Origin of the sequence: Streptacidiphilus albus JL83 (genome assembly GCF_000744705.1) — a bacterium.
GTDB lineage: Bacteria > Actinomycetota > Actinomycetes > Streptomycetales > Streptomycetaceae > Streptacidiphilus > Streptacidiphilus albus.
The window spans coordinates 7,328,288-7,345,769 of record NZ_JQML01000001.1; the positions used below are offsets into that span (position 1 = coordinate 7,328,288).

Consider the following 17,482-nt stretch of genomic DNA (forward strand, 5'->3'; position numbering starts at 1 on the left):
CCAGTGACCAGCCCAGCGACACCGCTCGCCATCGAACTCACCGCCAGCACCATCCTCTTACGACACAGCGACGGCCTGTGGCAGGCCGGCCTCATCCACCACGACCGACTCGGCGCCATCGTGCCCGCCGGAGGTTATGCCAAGGAACCGTCCATGTCTCAGCTCTACCCCACTGGCCTCGCGCACCATCGACATGATCGGTTAGGTTCACGGCTCCCCAGCTGTATCAAGGAGCCCGGTGGACTACTTCTTTACGTCCCGAGACAAGGTGCGGAGCTACCCCGATGTGGTGGCCCCTCTCGACATGGACGCCGTCGACTACGTCACGCGCGCCCGTGCGGTGAAGGAGGGAACTCCATTCTTCCTCGACGCGGACATGCGCCCCCTGGAACCGCACAGCTCGTTCTTCCAGGAGATGGCCAAGACCAACAAGGCCAAGTCGCTGCGGGACTACGCCTATGACTTCCTCGGCCTGGACGACTTCCTCACCTCCCTGGATCCGCCCGCCGACCTCCTGAGCGCCACCGAGGACGACCTCACGGCCTACCGCGACCACTGCACGAAGTACCGCGACGAACCGATGAGGCCAGCCTCCTGGAGGCGCCACCGAACGACGATCACCAACTTCTACAACTGGGCCGTGGAGACCGGGCTGCTGGAGCGGCGGCCATACCTGCGCAAGGCCAACGGCCGCGACGTGCTGCAGGGCGATGCCGTTCCTGAGCTTGCCGTTCGCTGCCTGACCTACGACCAGTGGTGGTTGCTCGATCGGGTGGGCCTGCGCGGGCTGCTACCGGATGGAAGTGTCGATCCGGCGTTCCGGTCACGCCAGTCGCTGCGCAACAGCTCGGGTTGCAACCTTTCGATCACCACGGGTCTGCGGCTGCGTGAGTTCCGGGCTCTGTTCGACGTGGAGGTCGGGGCACCGCGGCGTGACGCGTCGGCTGCTGAGGTGCAGCTCCAGGCCATCGCGAAGTTCGGCCTGCCTCGGAAGGTGGACGTTCAGCACCCGACGCTGCGCGAGATCGACTGGTATCGGAAGACGGAGCGTGTTGCCGCCGTGCGCGGGGCGGCTGGGAACCTGTGGCGCCGACGCGAGCAGCTTTCATCGTGACGGACATCGATACCCGGCAGATGAAGGTCAGCGGCATTCTGCACGGCCAGCGCAGGTCGTTCGCGATCTCTGCCATGGACGAGCCGACGCGCCGGATCACGGTCTTCGAGGGCGACCATGGCCTCGAAGCGATGGCCCTGTACATCGGCCGCACCGGACTGATGCTGAGCGGTCAGCGGTGGGAGCAGGTCTTCACCGATGCCCAGTTGCGTGCCGAACGCCTGGCGGTCGAGTTCGGGGTCAAGGTGGAGCTGCCCCGGGTCACGCGGATCCACGACCTTCGCCACACCTTCGCGGTCTACATGCTGGAGATGATGACGGAGATCCTGCGCGAGCAGGACGCCGCGGAGTTCGCCCGCAACGGCCGGGTGCCGACCTACGCCGCTGACCACCAGTCCCGCAACGCGTTCCTCACCCTGATGCAGCTGCTTGGACATCGTCGGCCAGAGTCTACGATGAGGTACCTGACGTACAAGAAGAGGACGAACCTGCTGGTCGCTCAGGCCATCGCGGCCTGGAACGACCAGGACCGGACGTTCGCGGACCTCGCCATGCAGCGCTCGTCCGAGTGGAGCGGCTGATGCCGCGCCGAGGAGAACGCCGCACCACCACCAGCCGGCCACCGCGCCCCGCGCCAGCACCGGCGGGGTCCGTCGGGATCCGCGAGGTCATCTACGCCCGCAGCGCCGAGGAGTGCCGCGCAGCCATCGACCCGTCCGCGTTCGCCAGTCCGCTGCTGGCCGCCCAATTGGCCGACACCTGGGTGGATTACCACCGCAAGAACAACCTGAAGACGGTCCACGGCTACGACAGGGCCATCCGCTCCTTCGTCCCTTTCGCCGTCAAGATCATGCGCCAGTGGGGCATCGACCCGGCGCAGGCCCGGCTGGAGGACGAACGGATCGACTTCCCGGAGATCATCTATCGCTGGGAGCAGGACCTTCTCACGAAGTACCCGGAGAATTCCCGGCGTCCCTGGGGCCTGGACCGGTGCTTGATAGCCCTGCTCAGCCACTGGGCGCAGCGCGCACCACGAGTCCCTGAGCGGCTGCGGCGGCGAGCCGAAGCCCCGGCCGGGCTGAGCCGCGTCACCTGCGAGGTGCTGGACGAGTTCACCAATGCCGAGCGACTGCAACTGAAGGGAGCGGCCCAAGCCGCCCTGAGGGGCTTGGAGAAGCGGCTGGCCCACGGCCGCGAGCTCCTCGCGACGGGAGACGACCCGCGCGAGTACGGCTGGCAGGAGCTGCCCAACCTGGTCTGGGCCGCGCGCCACGGCCTGCTGAGCATCGCCGGGCTCCAGGCCCAGTTTCCCTCGCACGTCCGCTACTGGCCGGAGCACCTTCGCGACTTCCTGGCCGACTTCGGCGCGGGCTACCGCGGCGTGGGCGGCCTGCTCCGCGCACTGCACTGGGCGCTGTATCCCCGAGAAGCCGATCTGCACGCGTTCCGGATCCTGCTGCTCTTGGCGATGACCGACTGCACCTCGGACGAGATCCACGCTCTGCGGGTGCCCGACCTGGAGTTCAACGCGGAAGGCGTGCGCGTCGTCCAGGCCAAGTACCGCGCCGACCGGGTCCGCGCGGACTTCCATCCGGCCGGCCAGGAGAAGGGCTTCAGCCCGGTAGTCGGTGAGCTGAACTACCACGGCCGCGGCGAATGGGATGTGCCCGGTCTGCTGCGCCGCCTCGTCGAAGCCGGCGCGATGACCCGAGAGGCGTATGCCACGCAGGAGTGGCTGTTCACAGCGGTCGAGATGCGGCACGGGGTTCGCATGGAGCCTGCGCGGGCCACTTTCATCGACCCCGGCCGCCGGTTGACGCACTGGATCGCTGCCCGCACCGGGCCGGGACGTCCGTTCCCGGACGGGGTGACTCAGCCGCATGACATCCGCCGGATCCGCAAGACCTCGAAGACGACCCGGGTGGTCGCTCTGGGAGGCACGCTCACCGACCTGGCTGGCGATGACCACACGGTCCAGGTCTTCCAGCGCCACTACGCCCACGGCACCACCGCCCACGTGCTGGCCGCAGCGGCGATGAACCGCGCGCAGTCCAAGGTGTTCGACAAGATCAGCGGGCGGCCCACTCTCGTGCTGCCCACCGAACAGGCCAGACTCGGCGAGCCCGAGGTCGCCTCGGCTCTCGGCGTGAGCGCCGAGCAGGGTATCGAACTGCGCGACGGCGTTCTCGACATGGGTGTGAGTAACTGCAAGGACCCGCTCGACTCTCCCCACAGCACCCCTGGCAAGCTCTGCCACGTCGCGCCGGCGATGTGCATGACCTGCCCCAACGCCGTGCTGTTCGTCTCCCAGCTCCCGCAGCAACTGCTGCTGGTCGACCACATCGAGCACATGCGCAACGTCCTCGCCCCGACCACCTGGACCGCGGTCTGGGGCAAGCAGTCCGCCGCCCTCGCGTCGGTCTTCGCAGAGTTGGCCGAGCACATCCCCGCCGCGCGGGCCGCCATCGCCGAACAGGGCGTCAACCTCAGTCTGCCGCTGGGCATGCGAACGGAGTACGACCGATGACCACCCCAGCCCACGAGCACCACCTGGCCTCGGCAACGTTTTCGGACGACGAGCCCGTCTTCGCCAGCCTGCCCGGACAGATCCCCGACAGGGTCGGGCCGACCTTCGCGCGCACCGACGCCTGGCCCGCCACCAACGTGCGGCGGCCGGCCAGCCGCGTCCCCGCGCGCTGGTCGATCCCCCTGCCCGCCGAACCGCGCCAGAACCTGCTGGTTCGGGAAGTCGCGTTCTGCCTGCTCAACCCCACACACTCCGCGCTTCGCCGCGCCGGGATCTTCCTGAAGGCCAATCAGTGGGCGATGGCCTCCGCAGTGGACAAGTCCGGCGTGGTGGCCATCCTCGCGCGATGGGGGGAGGAACAGGGACTCCTGGACGACTTCGGCCGCTGGCGCACCGAGGACTGGCAGGCCTTCATCGACGACCGAGCCGAGATCACCAGCCCCAGCAACGTCCGCCGCTACGTGTCGGTCGTCCGGCACCTGGTGACCTTCGCCCCGGTCCTGACCGGCATCTCCACCTTCAGCGACCCCTGGCCGGGCAAGACCGCCAGCGAGGTAGCCGACAGCCCCTACAGCGACGACCTGTCCACCGTGCCGATCCCGCCCGAGATCTGGTGGCCGCTGCTGCGGGCAGCATGGGCCTACATCGACCGCTTCGCCCCGACGATCCTGGCCCGTCGCGATCTCAAGCAGGCACCACACCCGCAGCAGACGGAGTGGTCCCTCAGAACACCTGATCGGCTGCTGGAGGCATGGCTGGCTGACCCCGAGACTCGCATTCCGGTGACCGGCAGGGCCCGCGGGACCGTCGCCGCGGGCGAGCCCATGTGGAACGAGATTAGCCGCCAAGTGCAGCAGTCACGCCGACCGACGCTCTTCCTCGCACCCGGTGCCGGCCGCGCCCGCCAGGCCCGGATCCTGCACTGGATCGCCGAGACCGGCCGGACCTACGCGTTCGACCGCGCCATCCACCGCCCCTACCGCCCGGACGAGGCCACTGAGCGCCGGCAGCTGCCGGACGCTGGCGACGAGGCACTCAAGCGCTGGCTGGCCGACCCCGCCAACATCATCCCGATGCACCCGGCGGATGCCAACGTGGACTGGGCAGGAAAGCCCAACTGGAACGAGATCAGCAGACTGGTCTACGGAGTCGAGACCGTCTACGGACCGCTGCACTGCCAGCGGTCCGGGATCGAACAGCGGCGAGCGTGGATCGTGGAGGCCGCGCAGGACCCAGCGCGGACCCGGCCCAACGAGGACGGCATGACCATCCGCATGCTGCGTGCCGCCTGCTACGTGTTCGTGGCCGCCCTCACGGCGATGCGCACCAGCGAAATCCAGGAGATCGCGCGGGGCGCCGTCACGCAGCACTACGGCGCCCCCGCGATCAGGTCCCGCAAGGTGAAGCACGACCAGGCCCGCCCGCACCAACACTGGTGGATCATCGAACCCGTCGCCCAGACCCTCGCCGTCGCGGAGCAGATCACCTGGCACGAGACCCGGGTCTTCACCTCGCTGACCCCAGCCCTCGGCCAGGACGGCGGAGGCTACGCGGTCCACACCGACATCGACGACTTCATCGCCACGGTCAACGCCAACCGGCATCACACCGGCCTGGAGGAGATCCCACCGGCCTACGTGCGCCCGCACATGTTCCGCCGCACGATGGCCGTCCTCGCCGCTCAGGAGCCGGACGGCGAGATCGCCCTGGGCATCCAGCTCAAGCACGCCGCAGGCCGGGCCCTGTCCAACCGCCTCACCCTCTCCTACGGCAAGGCCGACACGAGATGGGCCAAGGAGTTCGACAACCAGATGGAACGCTCCGCCGCCAAGAAGCTCGTGGCACTGCTCCAGGACCGCCGCCTGGGCCAGACCATCGCCGTCGGACCGGCAGCGGCTCGGTTCCACGCCAGCCTCGACAAGATCAATAACCTCCTCGCGGACGATCCGGTGCTCCGCGCCCAGATCGCCGACGAACGCCTGCAGGCCACCCTGCTGCAGGGCGAGTTCGCGAACCTGCACCTCGGCACGGTCAACCACTGCCTGTGGAACGCCTCCACCGCCGAGTGCCAGAACCAACTCCCCGCCGACCAGCGCGGCCAGTCCCCACTCCTGGGAGCCTGCCAGCCCGCGCGCTGCCGCAACTCCGTCCTCACCCCGGCCCACGAGAAAGTCTGGCGGATGGAGGAGGCACAGCTGCTCGGCCTCCTGACGACCAAGCTCTCCAAGTACCTGCGCGAGCAGGCCGAGGCCAGGCTCGCCGACGTCCGCAGCACCAACGCCCAGTTCGACAAGATGAAAGCGACCTCCTGATGCCGGTCTCCGCCGCCACCGACACCAAGCTGCGCGAGGCGATGGCCCGCCTCCTGGCCGGCCAGCCCCGCAACAGCGACGGCGCCTTGACCAAGGAGAACCTCGCCCGCGAAGCCGGCGTCAGCCACGCCACCGTCCACCGCGCCGAGCAGGTCCTGGCTGAGTGGAACAGCCACGTCACCACCCCGGTGCTCCGCACCCCCGGCGAAGTCCAACGTGACGAGACGATCGCCGAGCTGAAGAGGCGCCTACGCGAGGCGACCGCCCGGGCGGGAGAACTCCAGGGCAAGCTCGACGCGCTGGCCACGGTGACGGCCAACCTCTACCACGAGAACCGCGGGCTGAAGGCCAAGCTGAGCAAGCAGGCGACGGACCAAGTAGCGGTGCTCTCCGAGCGCCGGGCCCCGCGCGGGCGGTGACGGCCGCCACGAATCCGCGGGGCCGTCACCGGAACGCAGACCGTGGCCACCGTGCACAACACCCGGCGGGGCTCAGCCCCCTGGGGAAGGGCCGACCTGGACGCCTACGGTGTCGACCAGCCGTCCTCGCTGTAGGCGGTGCCTCTGCGGATGGCGCCCAGAGCCTGGGCGGTGTAGTCGACAATGGGTTCGGGCAGGTCGTCCAGCGGGTGCCACTCCCAGCCAGCGCACTTGTCCGGCTCGGCGGTGCGGATCCGCCCGGTCCAGCTGCGCACGCGGAAGAAGACCTGGACTCGGTTGCGGCCGTCGTCCAGGTCGTGGCTGTGGTGGACGTGGACAAGCTCCAGAGCGTCCCGGTCGATGCCGATGCCCAGCTCCTCATCGGCCTCCCGCCGGGCGCAGGCGGCCAGAGACTCCCCGGGCACCGCCTCCACGTGGCCGGCGGGAAGGTGGTACTTCCCCTCGGCGTATGTGGTGTTCAGGCGCTGTCCGAGCAGGACCCTTCCCTCGGAGAGGAGGACCAGGTGCACCCCCACCCCGTTCTCCTGCTCGCCCCGACCCGGTTCCGCTACCGCCGCACCATCCTGTACGGCGGTCTCGCTGCTGCTCTGCTGTGCCACACTCACTCCCCATCATCACCTGAAGCACCGAAGTGGCTACACAGCGTCTCAGTCGCCACCGACAATCGGGCCTCCGATGATCCTGAGGAGCATGCGTCCTACCCGACGACGCGGCTCAGGCGTACGCAGATCTGTTCCTTCTGGGCATTGAGCTCTTGGCATCGGAACACCGCGGTGGCGGAGACTCTGTACTGGCGGACCCAGTACCACAGGGTGCGGGTCCACTCCGGATGGGTGATCTCCCACAGCGCCCAGGCCAGCGCCTGCCGCATCGGCTTGGTGGGCCTGCGTCCGTCGCGGATGCGCTCGCGGACCTCGCTGTTCTGTTTGGTGCCCAGGTACTGGCAGGCGGTGTACAGCTCTTCGTCGGTGAAGGCGGCACCCGCTGGAAGCTCGCCGGCCGCTAGCGGCTGGTGTTCTCGGTCGCGTAGGTACGGATGTGGGTCAGGACGGCGTCGAGGCCGGTGCGCAGGGGGGTGGTGTTGCGGCGGGTCTGGGTGAGGAGGAGTCCGCCCTGGAGTGCGACGAGCAGGGCCAGGGCGAGGGCGTCCGTGTCGGCGTCCGGGCGCAGGTCGCCTCGGGTGCGCATGCGGGCCAGGCCCTCGCGGATCGGGGCCTGCCATCGTTCGAAGCTGTCGACGAGGTCTGCTCGTGCGTGGGGGTCGTTGTCGGCCAGCTCGGCCGCGATGGATCCGATTGAACAGCCGCCGACGCAGTTGCGCTGCTCTTGCAGGTCGACGAGCAGGTCACGCCACCGGTAGAGGTTGTCGAAGCTGTCGAGTTCGTCGAGGACGGGCCTCTGTGCGGCCAGGATGCCGTTGGTCTGGTGGGCGATCACGGCCCGGATCAGGTCGTCCTTGTCGGTGAAGTAGTGGTAGAGCTGCGATGCGCTGACACCCGCTCGTTGCTGGACGTCCTCGATGCCGGTGCGGGCCACGCCGCGGGCGGACACCAGCTCGGCGGCGGCAGAGATGATGCGAGCGCGGGTTGCCAGGCCCTTCGCCGTGAATCTCCGCGCTGTCCTGGGTGTGGGCTCGCGGGCCGCGTCCGCCCGGTCCATGCGGTCCGTCTGGCTTGCAGGTGTCGGCTGGTCCATGGGTTCAGCTGCCGTCCAGAACTGCTGTCATTCGCTCCAGGCTGTGGCGCAATTCGGCGCCCTTGGCGGCGGTGAGGCCGCTGGCTACGGCGATCTGGCGAGGAACCTCCTTGGCGGCTGTCCACAGGGAGCGGCCCTCGGCCGTCAGGCTGACGATCACCGAACGCTCGTCCTGCGGGCTGCGCTCGCGCAGGACCAGGCCGGCGCCCTCCATGCGCTTCAGCAGCGGTGAGAGCGTGCCCGAGTCCAGCGAGAGCAGTTCGCCGAGACTCTTCACGGGCAGATCGCCGTGCTCCCAGAGCACGAGCATGACCAGGTACTGCGGGTAGGTGAGCCCTAGCCCGGCCAGCAGGGGGCGGTAGGTGCGGTCAAAGGCCCGGGCCGTGGCGTGTACGGCGAAGCAGACCTGGAGGTCGAGTCGGAGATCGTCGACGGTTGCGCTGCCGGGCGACCCGTCCGGGCCCTGTTCTGTCTCATCGAGGTCAAGGCGGAGCGTGTCCCCCGGCCGGGCAACCGTCATGCGATTTCCTTTACTTGATGAAGCGGTGGATGGCCTCGTTGGCGTGGTCCTGGAACGAGGGGTTGGCCAGGTCGGGGAAGATGTCGGCCTGGTCGACCAGGGGGCCCTTCAGCTTGTTGCCCGCGCTGGCGTAGAACACGCCGCTGGACAGGGCCGGGTCGGTGACACCGTCGACCAGTCGCTTCGCGCCGACCTCAAGCTTGTGGGAGATCCCCAGGGCGGGCAGGACGTACTTGGACGCCATGCGCAGTGGGAGGGCGATGTCGTTGGAGGCTTGGGTGCCGGTGGTGGCGCCGGGGCTCACGGTGATCAGGCGGCGGTCGGGGTGTTGGCGGGCCAGGTAGGCCATCCATAGGGCTCCGATGTACTTGGCCTGCCCGAAGGCGAGGTTGAAGTCGGTCTTCCCGTCGGCGAAGTACCTGCCGTCGATGACGGTGGCGAGTTCGTCGGCAGAGGTCGAGGCGAAGGAGGGCCGTTGCATCCGCAGCATCGGAAGTCCCCTGGCTGCTTCGCTTCCGGCGAGGACCGCGACCTCGCCGAGCCGCCCTTCGGCCAGGAGCCCTTCGAGGAGGACGGCGTGGCCGAGAACGTTCGTCGCGAAGACGTTGGTGACCCCGTCGGAGGTCAATTCCATCGACTGCGGGCCGATGACGCCGGCGTTCATGACCAGCGCGTCGACGGATCCGTCGACGGCCTCAAGGCCAGCTCGGACCGAGTCCAGATCGGCGACGTCCATGACGACGATGTCGAAGATGCGCCGGCCGGTGGCGGCTTCGAGCTCGGCCTTTGCCGCCCTCGCCCGGTCCTGGTTGCGGCAGGCCAGGTAGATGCGGGCCGTCTCCGGTCGCAAGGCCAGTTGCCGGGCCACGTCCTTGCCGATCCCGACGTTGGCGCCCGTGATCATCACGGTCTTTCCCGGGAGTGTGCTCATCGGGATTCCCTCTCATCTTCGGTGGGGCTGTTCAGGTGGGACGGCTCTTGCTGCGTCGCGGGGCCGGTGCTCCGTTGGCGAGTCACGCGGCTTCATAGTCGAGGGCTCGGCTGCCGCTCCCGCGCGCCCCTGACTTTGGACGTCGGGTTCCGCCCGAAGCGAAGGGGGCTCAGTGCCTGTTTGTGATGCATGTCCGACAAGTTCACTGGTGGCTTGCTGAACAGCCGGCTGAAGGGCTGTACTGGATACTGACGGCCTCTCGACCAAGCTCACCGTGGTGTCCTTGAACCCCGGTCCAGGCATTTGCTGTCATTCCGGACTATCCGACCGTTCGCCGAAGCGTCGTCATGACGGCACAGCGAACGGTCCGTTCATGAGCTTGCGATCACTCCAGTGGCTTGACCTGCGGTTTCGAAGTAGAGAAACAGGCACTCAGGCACTCGGACGCCGCGGCTGGCGTCAGGTCGCTACGCGGCCTCCGTCGACGGGAACGGTGACGCCGTGGATGAAGCTGGCATCGTCGCTGGCCAGGAAGGCGATCGCGGAGGCGAGTTCCTCGGGCTCGGCTACGCGACCTGCTGGTGCGAGGCTTGCGAGGTAGTTGACCATCTCGTCGGGGATGCCTTCGGTCATCGCGGTGCGCGTGGGGCCGGGGGCGACGGCGTTCACGCGTACGCCACGCGGGCCGTATTCGGCGGCCCATGCCTTCGTCAGGAGTTCGAGGGCCGCTCGGCTCGCGCCGTACATCGCCATGCCCGGCTGTCCGAAACTGGCGACCATCGTGCTGACATTGACGATCGAGCCCCATCCGCGCTCGGCCATCGCGGGTGCCAGGGCCGCGACGAGGAAGAACGGGACCTTGACGTTGAGTCCGAAGGTCTCGTCGAACTCTGTTTCAGTCGCGGCATCGCTGGGCCCCAGCAAGGCGACTCCAGCGTTGTTGACGAGGATGTCGACGTGCCCGTCGCCGGCCTCGGTGGCCCATCGCGCCAGGTCCTGCGCGGATTCCAGGCCTCCCAGCGTGGTGAGCCGGAACGACGCCCTTCCACCGCCGGCTTCGATCTCGGCCACGACCCGCTCGGCTCGTTCCGCGTTGCGTCCGACAACCAGGACGTGAGCGCCGCGGGCAGCGAGGGCCAGGGCCGTCGCCTTGCCGATCCCGCTCGTGGACCCGGTGACGAGTGCGGTTCTGTCCTTCAGGTCAGCAGGCATGCGCTGTTTCCTCCTCAAAGTGGGTTACACAACTCAGTCTGATCCGATCGGACTGGGCTGTCAAACTCAGAATCGCTACTATGGGTGCATGGTGAACAAGGCGAACGATCGGCCGCGGCTCACGCCGAAGGGTGAACGCGTCCGGGCGCGGATCGTGGAAGGGGCTGCGGCCCTGATCCACGAGCGCGGGGTAGCGGGTACCACCCTGGAAGACGTCAAGGTGGCAGCGGAGGTCAGCGGTTCGCAGCTCTACCACTACTTCCCCGACAAGAACGAGCTCCTGCAGGCGGTCATCGGCTACCAGGCCGACACCCTCGTCGACCACAACCGACAGGCACTCGGCAGCGACGACGGAGTCGCAGCCTGGCGGAACATGCTGATCGCCGGGGTGACGCACGGCCAGGCCAAGGGCGGCTGCCCACTGGGTTCGCTCGGCGGCCAACTCGCCGAGAGCGACCCCGAGGCCCGAGCCCTCATCGCCGCCGGATTCGAGCAGTGGTCAACCGTCATCAGCGAAGGACTCAGGTCGCTTCATGCCGACGGGAAGCTCGCGCCCGGCATCGACCGGGACGCCCTCGCCACCACCATGCTCGCCACCCTCCAAGGGGGACTTCTCCTCGCCCAGGTACAACGGAGCACGCGCCCCTTCGAAGTCGCGGTCGACACCCTCCTCGCCCTTGCCATCCAGACTTGAGACTAACCATCGGCCTGGGGCCGTCAGTGATACCTGGACAAGTCACCCGTGGGCGTCCCCGCGGCTGCCCCGGCGGCGTCCCTCTCCCGAAGGTGCCGGGGGTGGGGCTCTTTGAATCCGAGATCCTCAGGGGCGACACCGGTCGCGGATGGCCGGTGCAGCGCGGCAGAGGCTGATGCGGCATCGCCGTCGGCGGGCTCGTAGGCGCCACGTTCAGCAGGGGCAGCAGTAGCGAGTCCTGACGGCACCTCACATCGGGGACACGAGGTCCTGGATCGCCAGGATCAAGCAGAGGCCAACCAGGACGATCAACTCCACGGCCAGGACAGCGATCAGTGCGGCGAGGACGCTGACCATGGGGAACAGGATCCGGAAGCGACGGCGTCGGCCCGGGTCTGGGTGGTAGCGGAAGCGTCGGTAGGCGTCGGCGAGACTCCGTGGCGGAAGGTACTCGGGGTGATCGGCGTCCAGCCAAGGATCCAGCAGCTGCGGCTCGGCCACTGCGTCGGCCCCCGCCGTGTCCTGAGCGCTGGCCGGTGCCCGCTGATGGCGCGGTCGGCGCGGAAGCGTCCCCGGCTTCGCCGGCACCCGCGGCATCGCCCACCAGTAGGCCCCACCCCGCAACGCGGGCTGCTGCGACCGGCGCACCAGGCCCACGACGGGGACCAGGTGCGCCGGTGCAGCCTGTCGACGTCGCCCGCCAGAACCACCAGGGGCCCGCGGGGATCGCAGAAAGCAGAGAGCCCGAGCTTCAGTCAGGCGCCCCCAGGGCAGGACCGGGTCCCGACCTACGCCGACTGAAGGCGAGTCGGGCCAGTCCAGTGAACGTTGGGGAGCGGGCCACCGGAGCGTCGCAGGGGACGAGTCTATGAGACGGAATGCAGTGGCCCCGAAAAGTCTCTCGGGTGCCGGGCGTTGGATGCGCCCCGGTCCGGTGCTGGTGGCATCGGACCGGGGCCATCGTGGCTGCTCCGCGATAGGCGGTGCGGGGGTGGTTCTAGAAGGCGAAGTAGGCGGTGTGGGTGCTGCCGTCGGTCAGGGTGAGGGTGAACTGCTGGCAGGTGCCGTGGAAGGAGGCCGGGGTCTTCCAGATGTAGGTGTAGACGCCGAGCAGGGGGCTGTAGGTGAGGGTGCCGGTGGCGGCGGTGCTGCTACCGGTGGGGGCGTGGGTGAGGCAGTTGACGGGCCCGGTGGTGGGCGATCCTGCGGCGATGACGCCCAGGCCCTTGTTGCCGTGCAGGCTGAAGGGGACCGCGACGGCAAGGCCCGCGATCCTGGGGTTCACGAAGGGCGGGTTCAGTACGGGCAGCAGGAAGCCGGTGAAGGTGAACGGGGTGACGTAGGTGTAGCGGTCGCCCGTGCTGGTGGCGGAGGTGCCGCCGGTGGTGGTGGCCTGCACGTCGACGGTTCCCGCTGCCTGGGCGGGGGCGGTGGCGGTGCAGGTGGTGGCGGTGCAGGAGAGCGCGGTGGCCGGGTGGCCGGGGCCGAAGGTCAGGGCGGTGGTGCCGGTCAGGTTGGTGCCGTGGACGGTGACCGTGGTGCCGCCGGCGGTGGTGCCGGTGGCGGGGGTGACCGAGGTGACGGCGGGGGCGGCGACGTAGGTGTACTGGTCGGCGCTGCTGGTGGCGCTGGTGCCGCCGGTGGTGGTGGCCTGCACGTCGACGGTTCCCGCTGCCTGGGCGGGGGCGGTGGCGGTGCAGGTGGTGGCGGTGCAGGAGAGCGCGGTGGCCGGGTGGCCGGGGCCGAAGGTCAGGGCAGTGGTGCCGGCCAGGTCGGTTCCGGTGACCGTCACGGTGGTGCCGCCGGCCGTCGGGCCGCTGGCGGGGCTGACGGCGGTGACTACGGGCGGGGCCAGGTAGGTGTACTGGTCGGCGGCTGTGGTCGCGCTGGTGCCGGCCGGGGTGGTCACGGTGACGTCGAGCGTGCCGGCGCTGTGGGCCGGGATGGTGGCGGTGACGGTCCGGTCGTTGACCACGTGGACGGCGGTGGCCGCGGTGGTGCCGAAGTGGACGGCGCCGGTGCCGGCCAGGCCGGTCCCGGTGATGGTGAGGGTCCCGCCGCCTGCGGGCAGGCCCTGCCCGGGGCTGATCGCGGTCACCCCAAGGGGTGCGGGTGCGATGGTGACGTCGTACGGGGTGGAGCCGGTGGAGATGGTTGCGGTGACGGTGTTGGTGGCGGTGTCGATGACCGAGACGGTATTGCCGCTGATGTTGGTGACGTAGGCGTTGCCGGTGACCGGGTCGACCACGATGCTGCCGGGGGCCGTACCGACGGGGATGGTGGCGGTGATCGTGTTGGTGGCGGTGTCGATGACCGAGACCGTGCTGTTGTTCTGGTTGGTGACGTAGACACGGGTGCCGTCGGGGGTGGCCGACAGCTTGTACGGCCCGGACAGGCCGGGGATGGTGGCGGTGACCGTGTCGGTGGAGGTGTCGATGACCAGGACGGTGTTCTTGTTGTAGTTGGCCACGTAGGCGTGGGTGGCGTCGGGGGTCAGGGCCACCCCGGCGGCTTGCGGGACGATGGGGACGGTGGCGGTGACGGTACTGGTGACGGTGTCGATCACGGACAGCGAGCCGCCGACGAAGTTGGCCACGTACGCCTTGGTGCCGTCGGGGGTGAACGCGATGCTGTTGGGCTGGTTGCTGGTGGTGATGGTGCCGGTGACGGTGTCGGTGGCGGCGCTGATCACGGTGATCCCGCCGATGCCGGGCCCGACGTTGTCGCCCACGTACACCAGCGAGCCGTCCGGGGACACCGCGATGGTCGAGGCGCCCGGTCCGACCGGGATGGTGGCCGTGACCGTGTCCGTGGCGGTGTCGACCACCGAGACGGTATTGGTGCCCTGGCTGGTGACGTACACGGTGGAGGCGTCCGGGGACACGGCAACCGCGGTGGGGAACGTGCCGACGGGGATGGTCGCGACCACGGTGCCGGTGGCGGTGTCGAGGGCGCTGAGCGAGTTGCCGCGCAGGTTCGCGACATAGGCGATCCGGTCCCCAGTGGCGGCGTGCGCCGGGGTGGCCAGGGCGGTCAGGCCGGTCAGGGCAAGGGCCCCGGCGGCGGCCAGCGCGGTCACCCGCGAACCCCTGCGGGCTCTGGGCGCACGGGGTGGGTTGGTCAAGAAGAACATGAAGGTCTCCCCCCTCATCTGCGCACCGAGGCGGCAGGAGACCGGTGGGCCCCCCTGCGACCGCCGCGAGCGCGGTACCGCAACGGCGCCGCCACCCCGGGGCACAGGCGCAGAAGACAGCAGGAAGCAACGACCCGCACGTCAACTCGGCTGCGCAAAAGAGGACTTGGGGCACAAGGGCCGTCTCCACCACCATGGCACACACACAACCTTCACCGGGTGCGAACAACCACATCAACCCGACGAAAAGCCCACCAACAACACCAGATGATCAAAAGGTGCACAGGTGTCGATCGAAAATGCTCAGAAATAGCCGCAGACCGGGCCCGGGGTAGGGATCCCGGATCAGCGAAACCGCGACCGGTGCCGGGCACGGTCCGCACCACCCCGGCGGCACCAGCGCCGTGGTCACGGCCGATCACTTCACCAACGTGCCCCCGATGCCAGGGTCCAGAGGGATGACAGCGGGGCGGCTTTGCGCTAATGATTGTTGTGGACATATCAGGGTTCGCCTGCGGCTGCAGGACGGCCCTGGACCGTCGCAGCCCCGTATCCTGCTCGCGGCGGCGGTCGGACCCGTGGGCGGCACTGCGCGGCGAACCTCGGCCGGGCTGTGTCGCCCAGTGGTCCTCCCGTGCCCAGGTACGACCGTGTCGCTGCGGGTGCCAGGGCCCGCCGGGTCCGACCGGGGCGCGCGGATCCGAGGGGAGATCCGATGACCTCGCAGTATTCGAGTCCGCGTTCCGGCAGCCGGTTACGCCGCCGCCTGGCCGCCATGGCCGGCACGACCGCCCTGGCCGCTGCGGGCCTGGTGGGCCTTGCTGCCCCGGCCGCGCACGCCGCGGGCGCCTCGACCGTCTACGTGGCCAACTTCGGCGCGAACACCGTCTCGGTGGTCAACGCCGGCACGGACACGATCACCGGCAGCATCACCGTCGGCAACAGCCCCGCCGTCATAGCGGTCAACCCGGCCCACACCCTCGCCTATGTCGCCGACTTCGGCGACGGCACCGTCTCGGCGATCAACACGGCGACCAATTCGGTCACCGCGACCATCCCCGTCGGCAGCAGCCCCCTCTCCGTCGCGTTCACCCCGTCCGGAGCCGCCGCGTACGTCACGGACAACGGCGCCAACACGGTCTCGGTCATCAGCACCGCGACCAACACGGTCACCGCGACCATCCCCGTCGGGAGCGCGCCGAACGGGGTGGCGGTGACCCCGTCGGGCACCACCGCCTACGTGTCCAACAACGCCGACAACACGGTCTCGGTCATCAGCACCGCAACCGACACGGTCACCGCGACCATCCCGGTCGGGGCCGCCCCCACCGCCATCGCGGTCAACCCCGCCGGAACCCTGGCCTACGTCGCCGACAACAGCAGCGACAACTCCGTCTCGGTGATCAACACCGCGACGAGCACCGTCACCGCGACCATCGCAGTCGGGGGCGCCCCGAACGGCGTCGCGTTCAACGCCGCCGGCACCCTCGCCTACACCGCCGACTTCGGCGGGAACACCGTCTCGGTGATCAACCCGGCGACCAGCACCGTCACCGCCACCGTCCCGGTCGGCAACGGCCCGGCCGAGGTCGCCGTCGACCCCTCGGGCACCGCCGTCTACGCCACCAACCTCAATGACAACACCGTCTCGGTGATCAACCCCGCGACCAACACCGTCACCGCCACGGCCAGCGGGTTCACCGGCCCGTACGGGACAGCCGTCGTCCCCGCACCGGCCGCCCCGCCCGCGGTGACCGCCGTCAGCCCGGCCCTGGGGGACGTCACCGGGGGCACGAGCGTCACCATCACCGGCACCGGCTTCACCGGCGCCACCGCGGTCAAGTTCGCCACCCTGGCCGCGACCTCGTTCACCGTCGTCAGCGCCACCCAGATCACCGCCACCGCCCCGGCCCGCTCCACGCTCGGCCCGGTCGACGTCACCGTCACCACCCCGGCCGGCACCAGCGCCACCAGCACGGCCGACAAGTACGCCTACGTCAACACGGTCGCCAAGGCCACCGCGGACGGGCGGATCGACGTCGGCGGCCACGACGCGAACATCTCCTTCACCGCCCGCCGCACCACCCTGGGCGGCACCATCAAGGGCAACCTGACCTACAACAACCACGATGCGAACGTCAAGATCAAGCAGGCCACCATCACCACGTTCTACCTGACCGCTCCGAACACCGCCTACGCCGCGGGCACCGCCCAGTGCACCATCGGCGCAACCACCAGCACCTGCCCGTTCAGCATCACCGTCGTCGACAACGGCGACCACGGCGACTGCGCCCCCCACCTGGACACCGTCACCCTGACCTACAACACCACCACCGTCGGCGGCCGACTCGAAGACGGCCAGGTCGAGGTCTCCCCGGAGACCGGCGGCAACGGCCACTCCACCACCCGGACCCTCACCCCCGCCACCGCCCACCAGCTCAAAGCCATCCCGGCCACCGATCCGGTCGTCGACGCGACACCGATCAGCGCCGCCATGGACGGCGGATTCTCCGCATCCCTGCTGGGCGTCAACCTGTCCGGCGCACGCTGCGCCACCTCCGCCCTGGCCTACACCGACGGCACCGCCTACGGCGACACCACCTGCCGACTGCTGGGCCTGCTCGGCATCAACATCGACCTCGACGTCCACCTGACCGGCGCCACCATCGCCACCGGCGGCACCACCGCCACCGTCACCGGAACCGCCACCGTCACCGTCGCCGGCCTCCTGCCGGTGACGCTGCCCGCCACCGAGGTCCTGAACAGCAGCGGCACCACCGGCCTGCAACTCACCATCGGCGGCGTCGCCCTGCCGACCCTGCCGATCGGCACCGGAGCCGTACAGATCGGCTGACCACCGAAACCGGCGAACCAACGGAGCACGGCCACCGCTCAACCATGACC

14 protein-coding genes are annotated in these 17,482 nt (G+C 69.3%); 7 read left to right on the top strand and 7 right to left on the bottom strand.

Going from position 1 to position 17,482, the window contains the following annotated elements:
* Positions 1–238: 238 nt before the first annotated feature.
* The 5 genes from BS75_RS49565 to BS75_RS49575 are packed head-to-tail and all read left to right on the top strand — an operon-like array spanning position 239 to position 6,372.
* Positions 239–1,114 carry a site-specific integrase gene (locus BS75_RS49565; RefSeq protein WP_197091974.1) on the top strand — a complete coding sequence of 292 codons (876 nt, stop codon included), beginning with the start codon at positions 239–241 and terminating at the stop codon, positions 1,112–1,114.
* Positions 1,111–1,695, top strand: coding sequence for a site-specific integrase (locus BS75_RS49570; RefSeq protein WP_197091975.1), 585 nt, complete (start codon positions 1,111–1,113; stop codon positions 1,693–1,695). Before BS75_RS49565 ends, BS75_RS49570 begins: the two co-directional genes overlap by 4 nt.
* The gene (locus BS75_RS32125) at positions 1,695–3,641 is read left to right on the top strand and encodes a hypothetical protein (protein WP_152646213.1); all 1,947 of its coding nucleotides are present in this window, start codon (positions 1,695–1,697) and stop codon (positions 3,639–3,641) included. The genes BS75_RS49570 and BS75_RS32125 overlap by 1 nt, the downstream gene beginning before the upstream one ends.
* Positions 3,638–5,953: a hypothetical protein gene (locus tag BS75_RS45070; RefSeq protein WP_052069900.1), complete on the top strand. Its 2,316-nt coding sequence runs from the start codon at positions 3,638–3,640 to the stop codon at positions 5,951–5,953. The genes BS75_RS32125 and BS75_RS45070 overlap by 4 nt, the downstream gene beginning before the upstream one ends.
* Positions 5,953–6,372 carry a hypothetical protein gene (locus BS75_RS49575; protein WP_063771587.1) on the top strand — a complete coding sequence of 140 codons (420 nt, stop codon included), beginning with the start codon at positions 5,953–5,955 and terminating at the stop codon, positions 6,370–6,372. Before BS75_RS45070 ends, BS75_RS49575 begins: the two co-directional genes overlap by 1 nt.
* A 104-nt stretch (positions 6,373–6,476) precedes the next feature.
* Here BS75_RS49575 and BS75_RS32135 read toward each other — a convergent pair whose 3' ends face one another.
* From BS75_RS32135 to BS75_RS32155, 5 genes are all read right to left on the bottom strand, one after another.
* The gene (locus BS75_RS32135; RefSeq protein WP_160312309.1) at positions 6,477–6,992 is read right to left on the bottom strand and encodes an NUDIX hydrolase; all 516 of its coding nucleotides are present in this window, start codon (positions 6,990–6,992) and stop codon (positions 6,477–6,479) included.
* Positions 6,993–7,395: 403 nt separating this feature from the next.
* Positions 7,396–8,052, bottom strand: coding sequence for a TetR/AcrR family transcriptional regulator (locus BS75_RS32140; RefSeq protein WP_034090750.1), 657 nt, complete (start codon positions 8,050–8,052; stop codon positions 7,396–7,398).
* Between the two features lie 40 nt (positions 8,053–8,092).
* Positions 8,093–8,608 carry a MarR family winged helix-turn-helix transcriptional regulator gene (locus BS75_RS32145; RefSeq protein ID WP_042440161.1) on the bottom strand — a complete coding sequence of 172 codons (516 nt, stop codon included), beginning with the start codon at positions 8,606–8,608 and terminating at the stop codon, positions 8,093–8,095.
* A 10-nt stretch (positions 8,609–8,618) separates the two neighbouring features.
* Positions 8,619–9,539: an SDR family NAD(P)-dependent oxidoreductase gene (locus BS75_RS32150; protein WP_034090751.1), complete on the bottom strand. Its 921-nt coding sequence runs from the start codon at positions 9,537–9,539 to the stop codon at positions 8,619–8,621.
* 459 nt (positions 9,540–9,998) lie between these two features.
* Positions 9,999–10,751 carry an SDR family NAD(P)-dependent oxidoreductase gene (locus tag BS75_RS32155; RefSeq protein WP_034090752.1) on the bottom strand — a complete coding sequence of 251 codons (753 nt, stop codon included), beginning with the start codon at positions 10,749–10,751 and terminating at the stop codon, positions 9,999–10,001.
* An 88-nt stretch (positions 10,752–10,839) separates the two neighbouring features.
* Between BS75_RS32155 and BS75_RS32160 the strand changes: the two genes are divergently transcribed.
* The gene (locus BS75_RS32160) at positions 10,840–11,445 is read left to right on the top strand and encodes a TetR/AcrR family transcriptional regulator (protein WP_034090753.1); all 606 of its coding nucleotides are present in this window, start codon (positions 10,840–10,842) and stop codon (positions 11,443–11,445) included.
* 249 nt (positions 11,446–11,694) lie between these two features.
* Here BS75_RS32160 and BS75_RS32165 read toward each other — a convergent pair whose 3' ends face one another.
* Both BS75_RS32165 and BS75_RS51680 read right to left on the bottom strand, forming a co-directional pair.
* Positions 11,695–11,946, bottom strand: coding sequence for a hypothetical protein (locus BS75_RS32165; protein ID WP_034090754.1), 252 nt, complete (start codon positions 11,944–11,946; stop codon positions 11,695–11,697).
* A gap of 496 nt (positions 11,947–12,442) precedes the next feature.
* On the bottom strand, positions 12,443–14,524 hold the full coding sequence (locus BS75_RS51680; protein ID WP_052069902.1) for an IPT/TIG domain-containing protein: 2,082 nt from the start codon (positions 14,522–14,524) through the stop codon (positions 12,443–12,445).
* Between the two features lie 769 nt (positions 14,525–15,293).
* Between BS75_RS51680 and BS75_RS49580 the strand changes: the two genes are divergently transcribed.
* Positions 15,294–17,432: a beta-propeller fold lactonase family protein gene (locus BS75_RS49580; protein ID WP_063776578.1), complete on the top strand. Its 2,139-nt coding sequence runs from the start codon at positions 15,294–15,296 to the stop codon at positions 17,430–17,432.
* The last annotated feature ends 50 nt before the right edge of the window (positions 17,433–17,482 follow it).

Excerpts from the sequence above, each read along its gene's own strand:
- BS75_RS32125 (WP_152646213.1), top strand. The coding sequence starts at position 1,695 with ATGCCGCGCCGAGGAGAACGCCGCACCACCACCAGCCGGCCACCGCGC.
- BS75_RS45070 (WP_052069900.1), top strand. The coding sequence starts at position 3,638 with ATGACCACCCCAGCCCACGAGCACCACCTGGCCTCGGCAACGTTTTCG.
- BS75_RS49575 (WP_063771587.1), top strand. The coding sequence starts at position 5,953 with ATGCCGGTCTCCGCCGCCACCGACACCAAGCTGCGCGAGGCGATGGCC.
- BS75_RS32140 (WP_034090750.1), bottom strand. The coding sequence starts at position 8,052 with ATGGACCGGGCGGACGCGGCCCGCGAGCCCACACCCAGGACAGCGCGG.
- BS75_RS32145 (WP_042440161.1), bottom strand. The coding sequence starts at position 8,608 with ATGACGGTTGCCCGGCCGGGGGACACGCTCCGCCTTGACCTCGATGAG.
- BS75_RS32150 (WP_034090751.1), bottom strand. The coding sequence starts at position 9,539 with ATGAGCACACTCCCGGGAAAGACCGTGATGATCACGGGCGCCAACGTC.
- BS75_RS32155 (WP_034090752.1), bottom strand. The coding sequence starts at position 10,751 with ATGCCTGCTGACCTGAAGGACAGAACCGCACTCGTCACCGGGTCCACG.
- BS75_RS32160 (WP_034090753.1), top strand. The coding sequence starts at position 10,840 with ATGGTGAACAAGGCGAACGATCGGCCGCGGCTCACGCCGAAGGGTGAA.
- BS75_RS49580 (WP_063776578.1), top strand. The coding sequence starts at position 15,294 with ATGACCTCGCAGTATTCGAGTCCGCGTTCCGGCAGCCGGTTACGCCGC.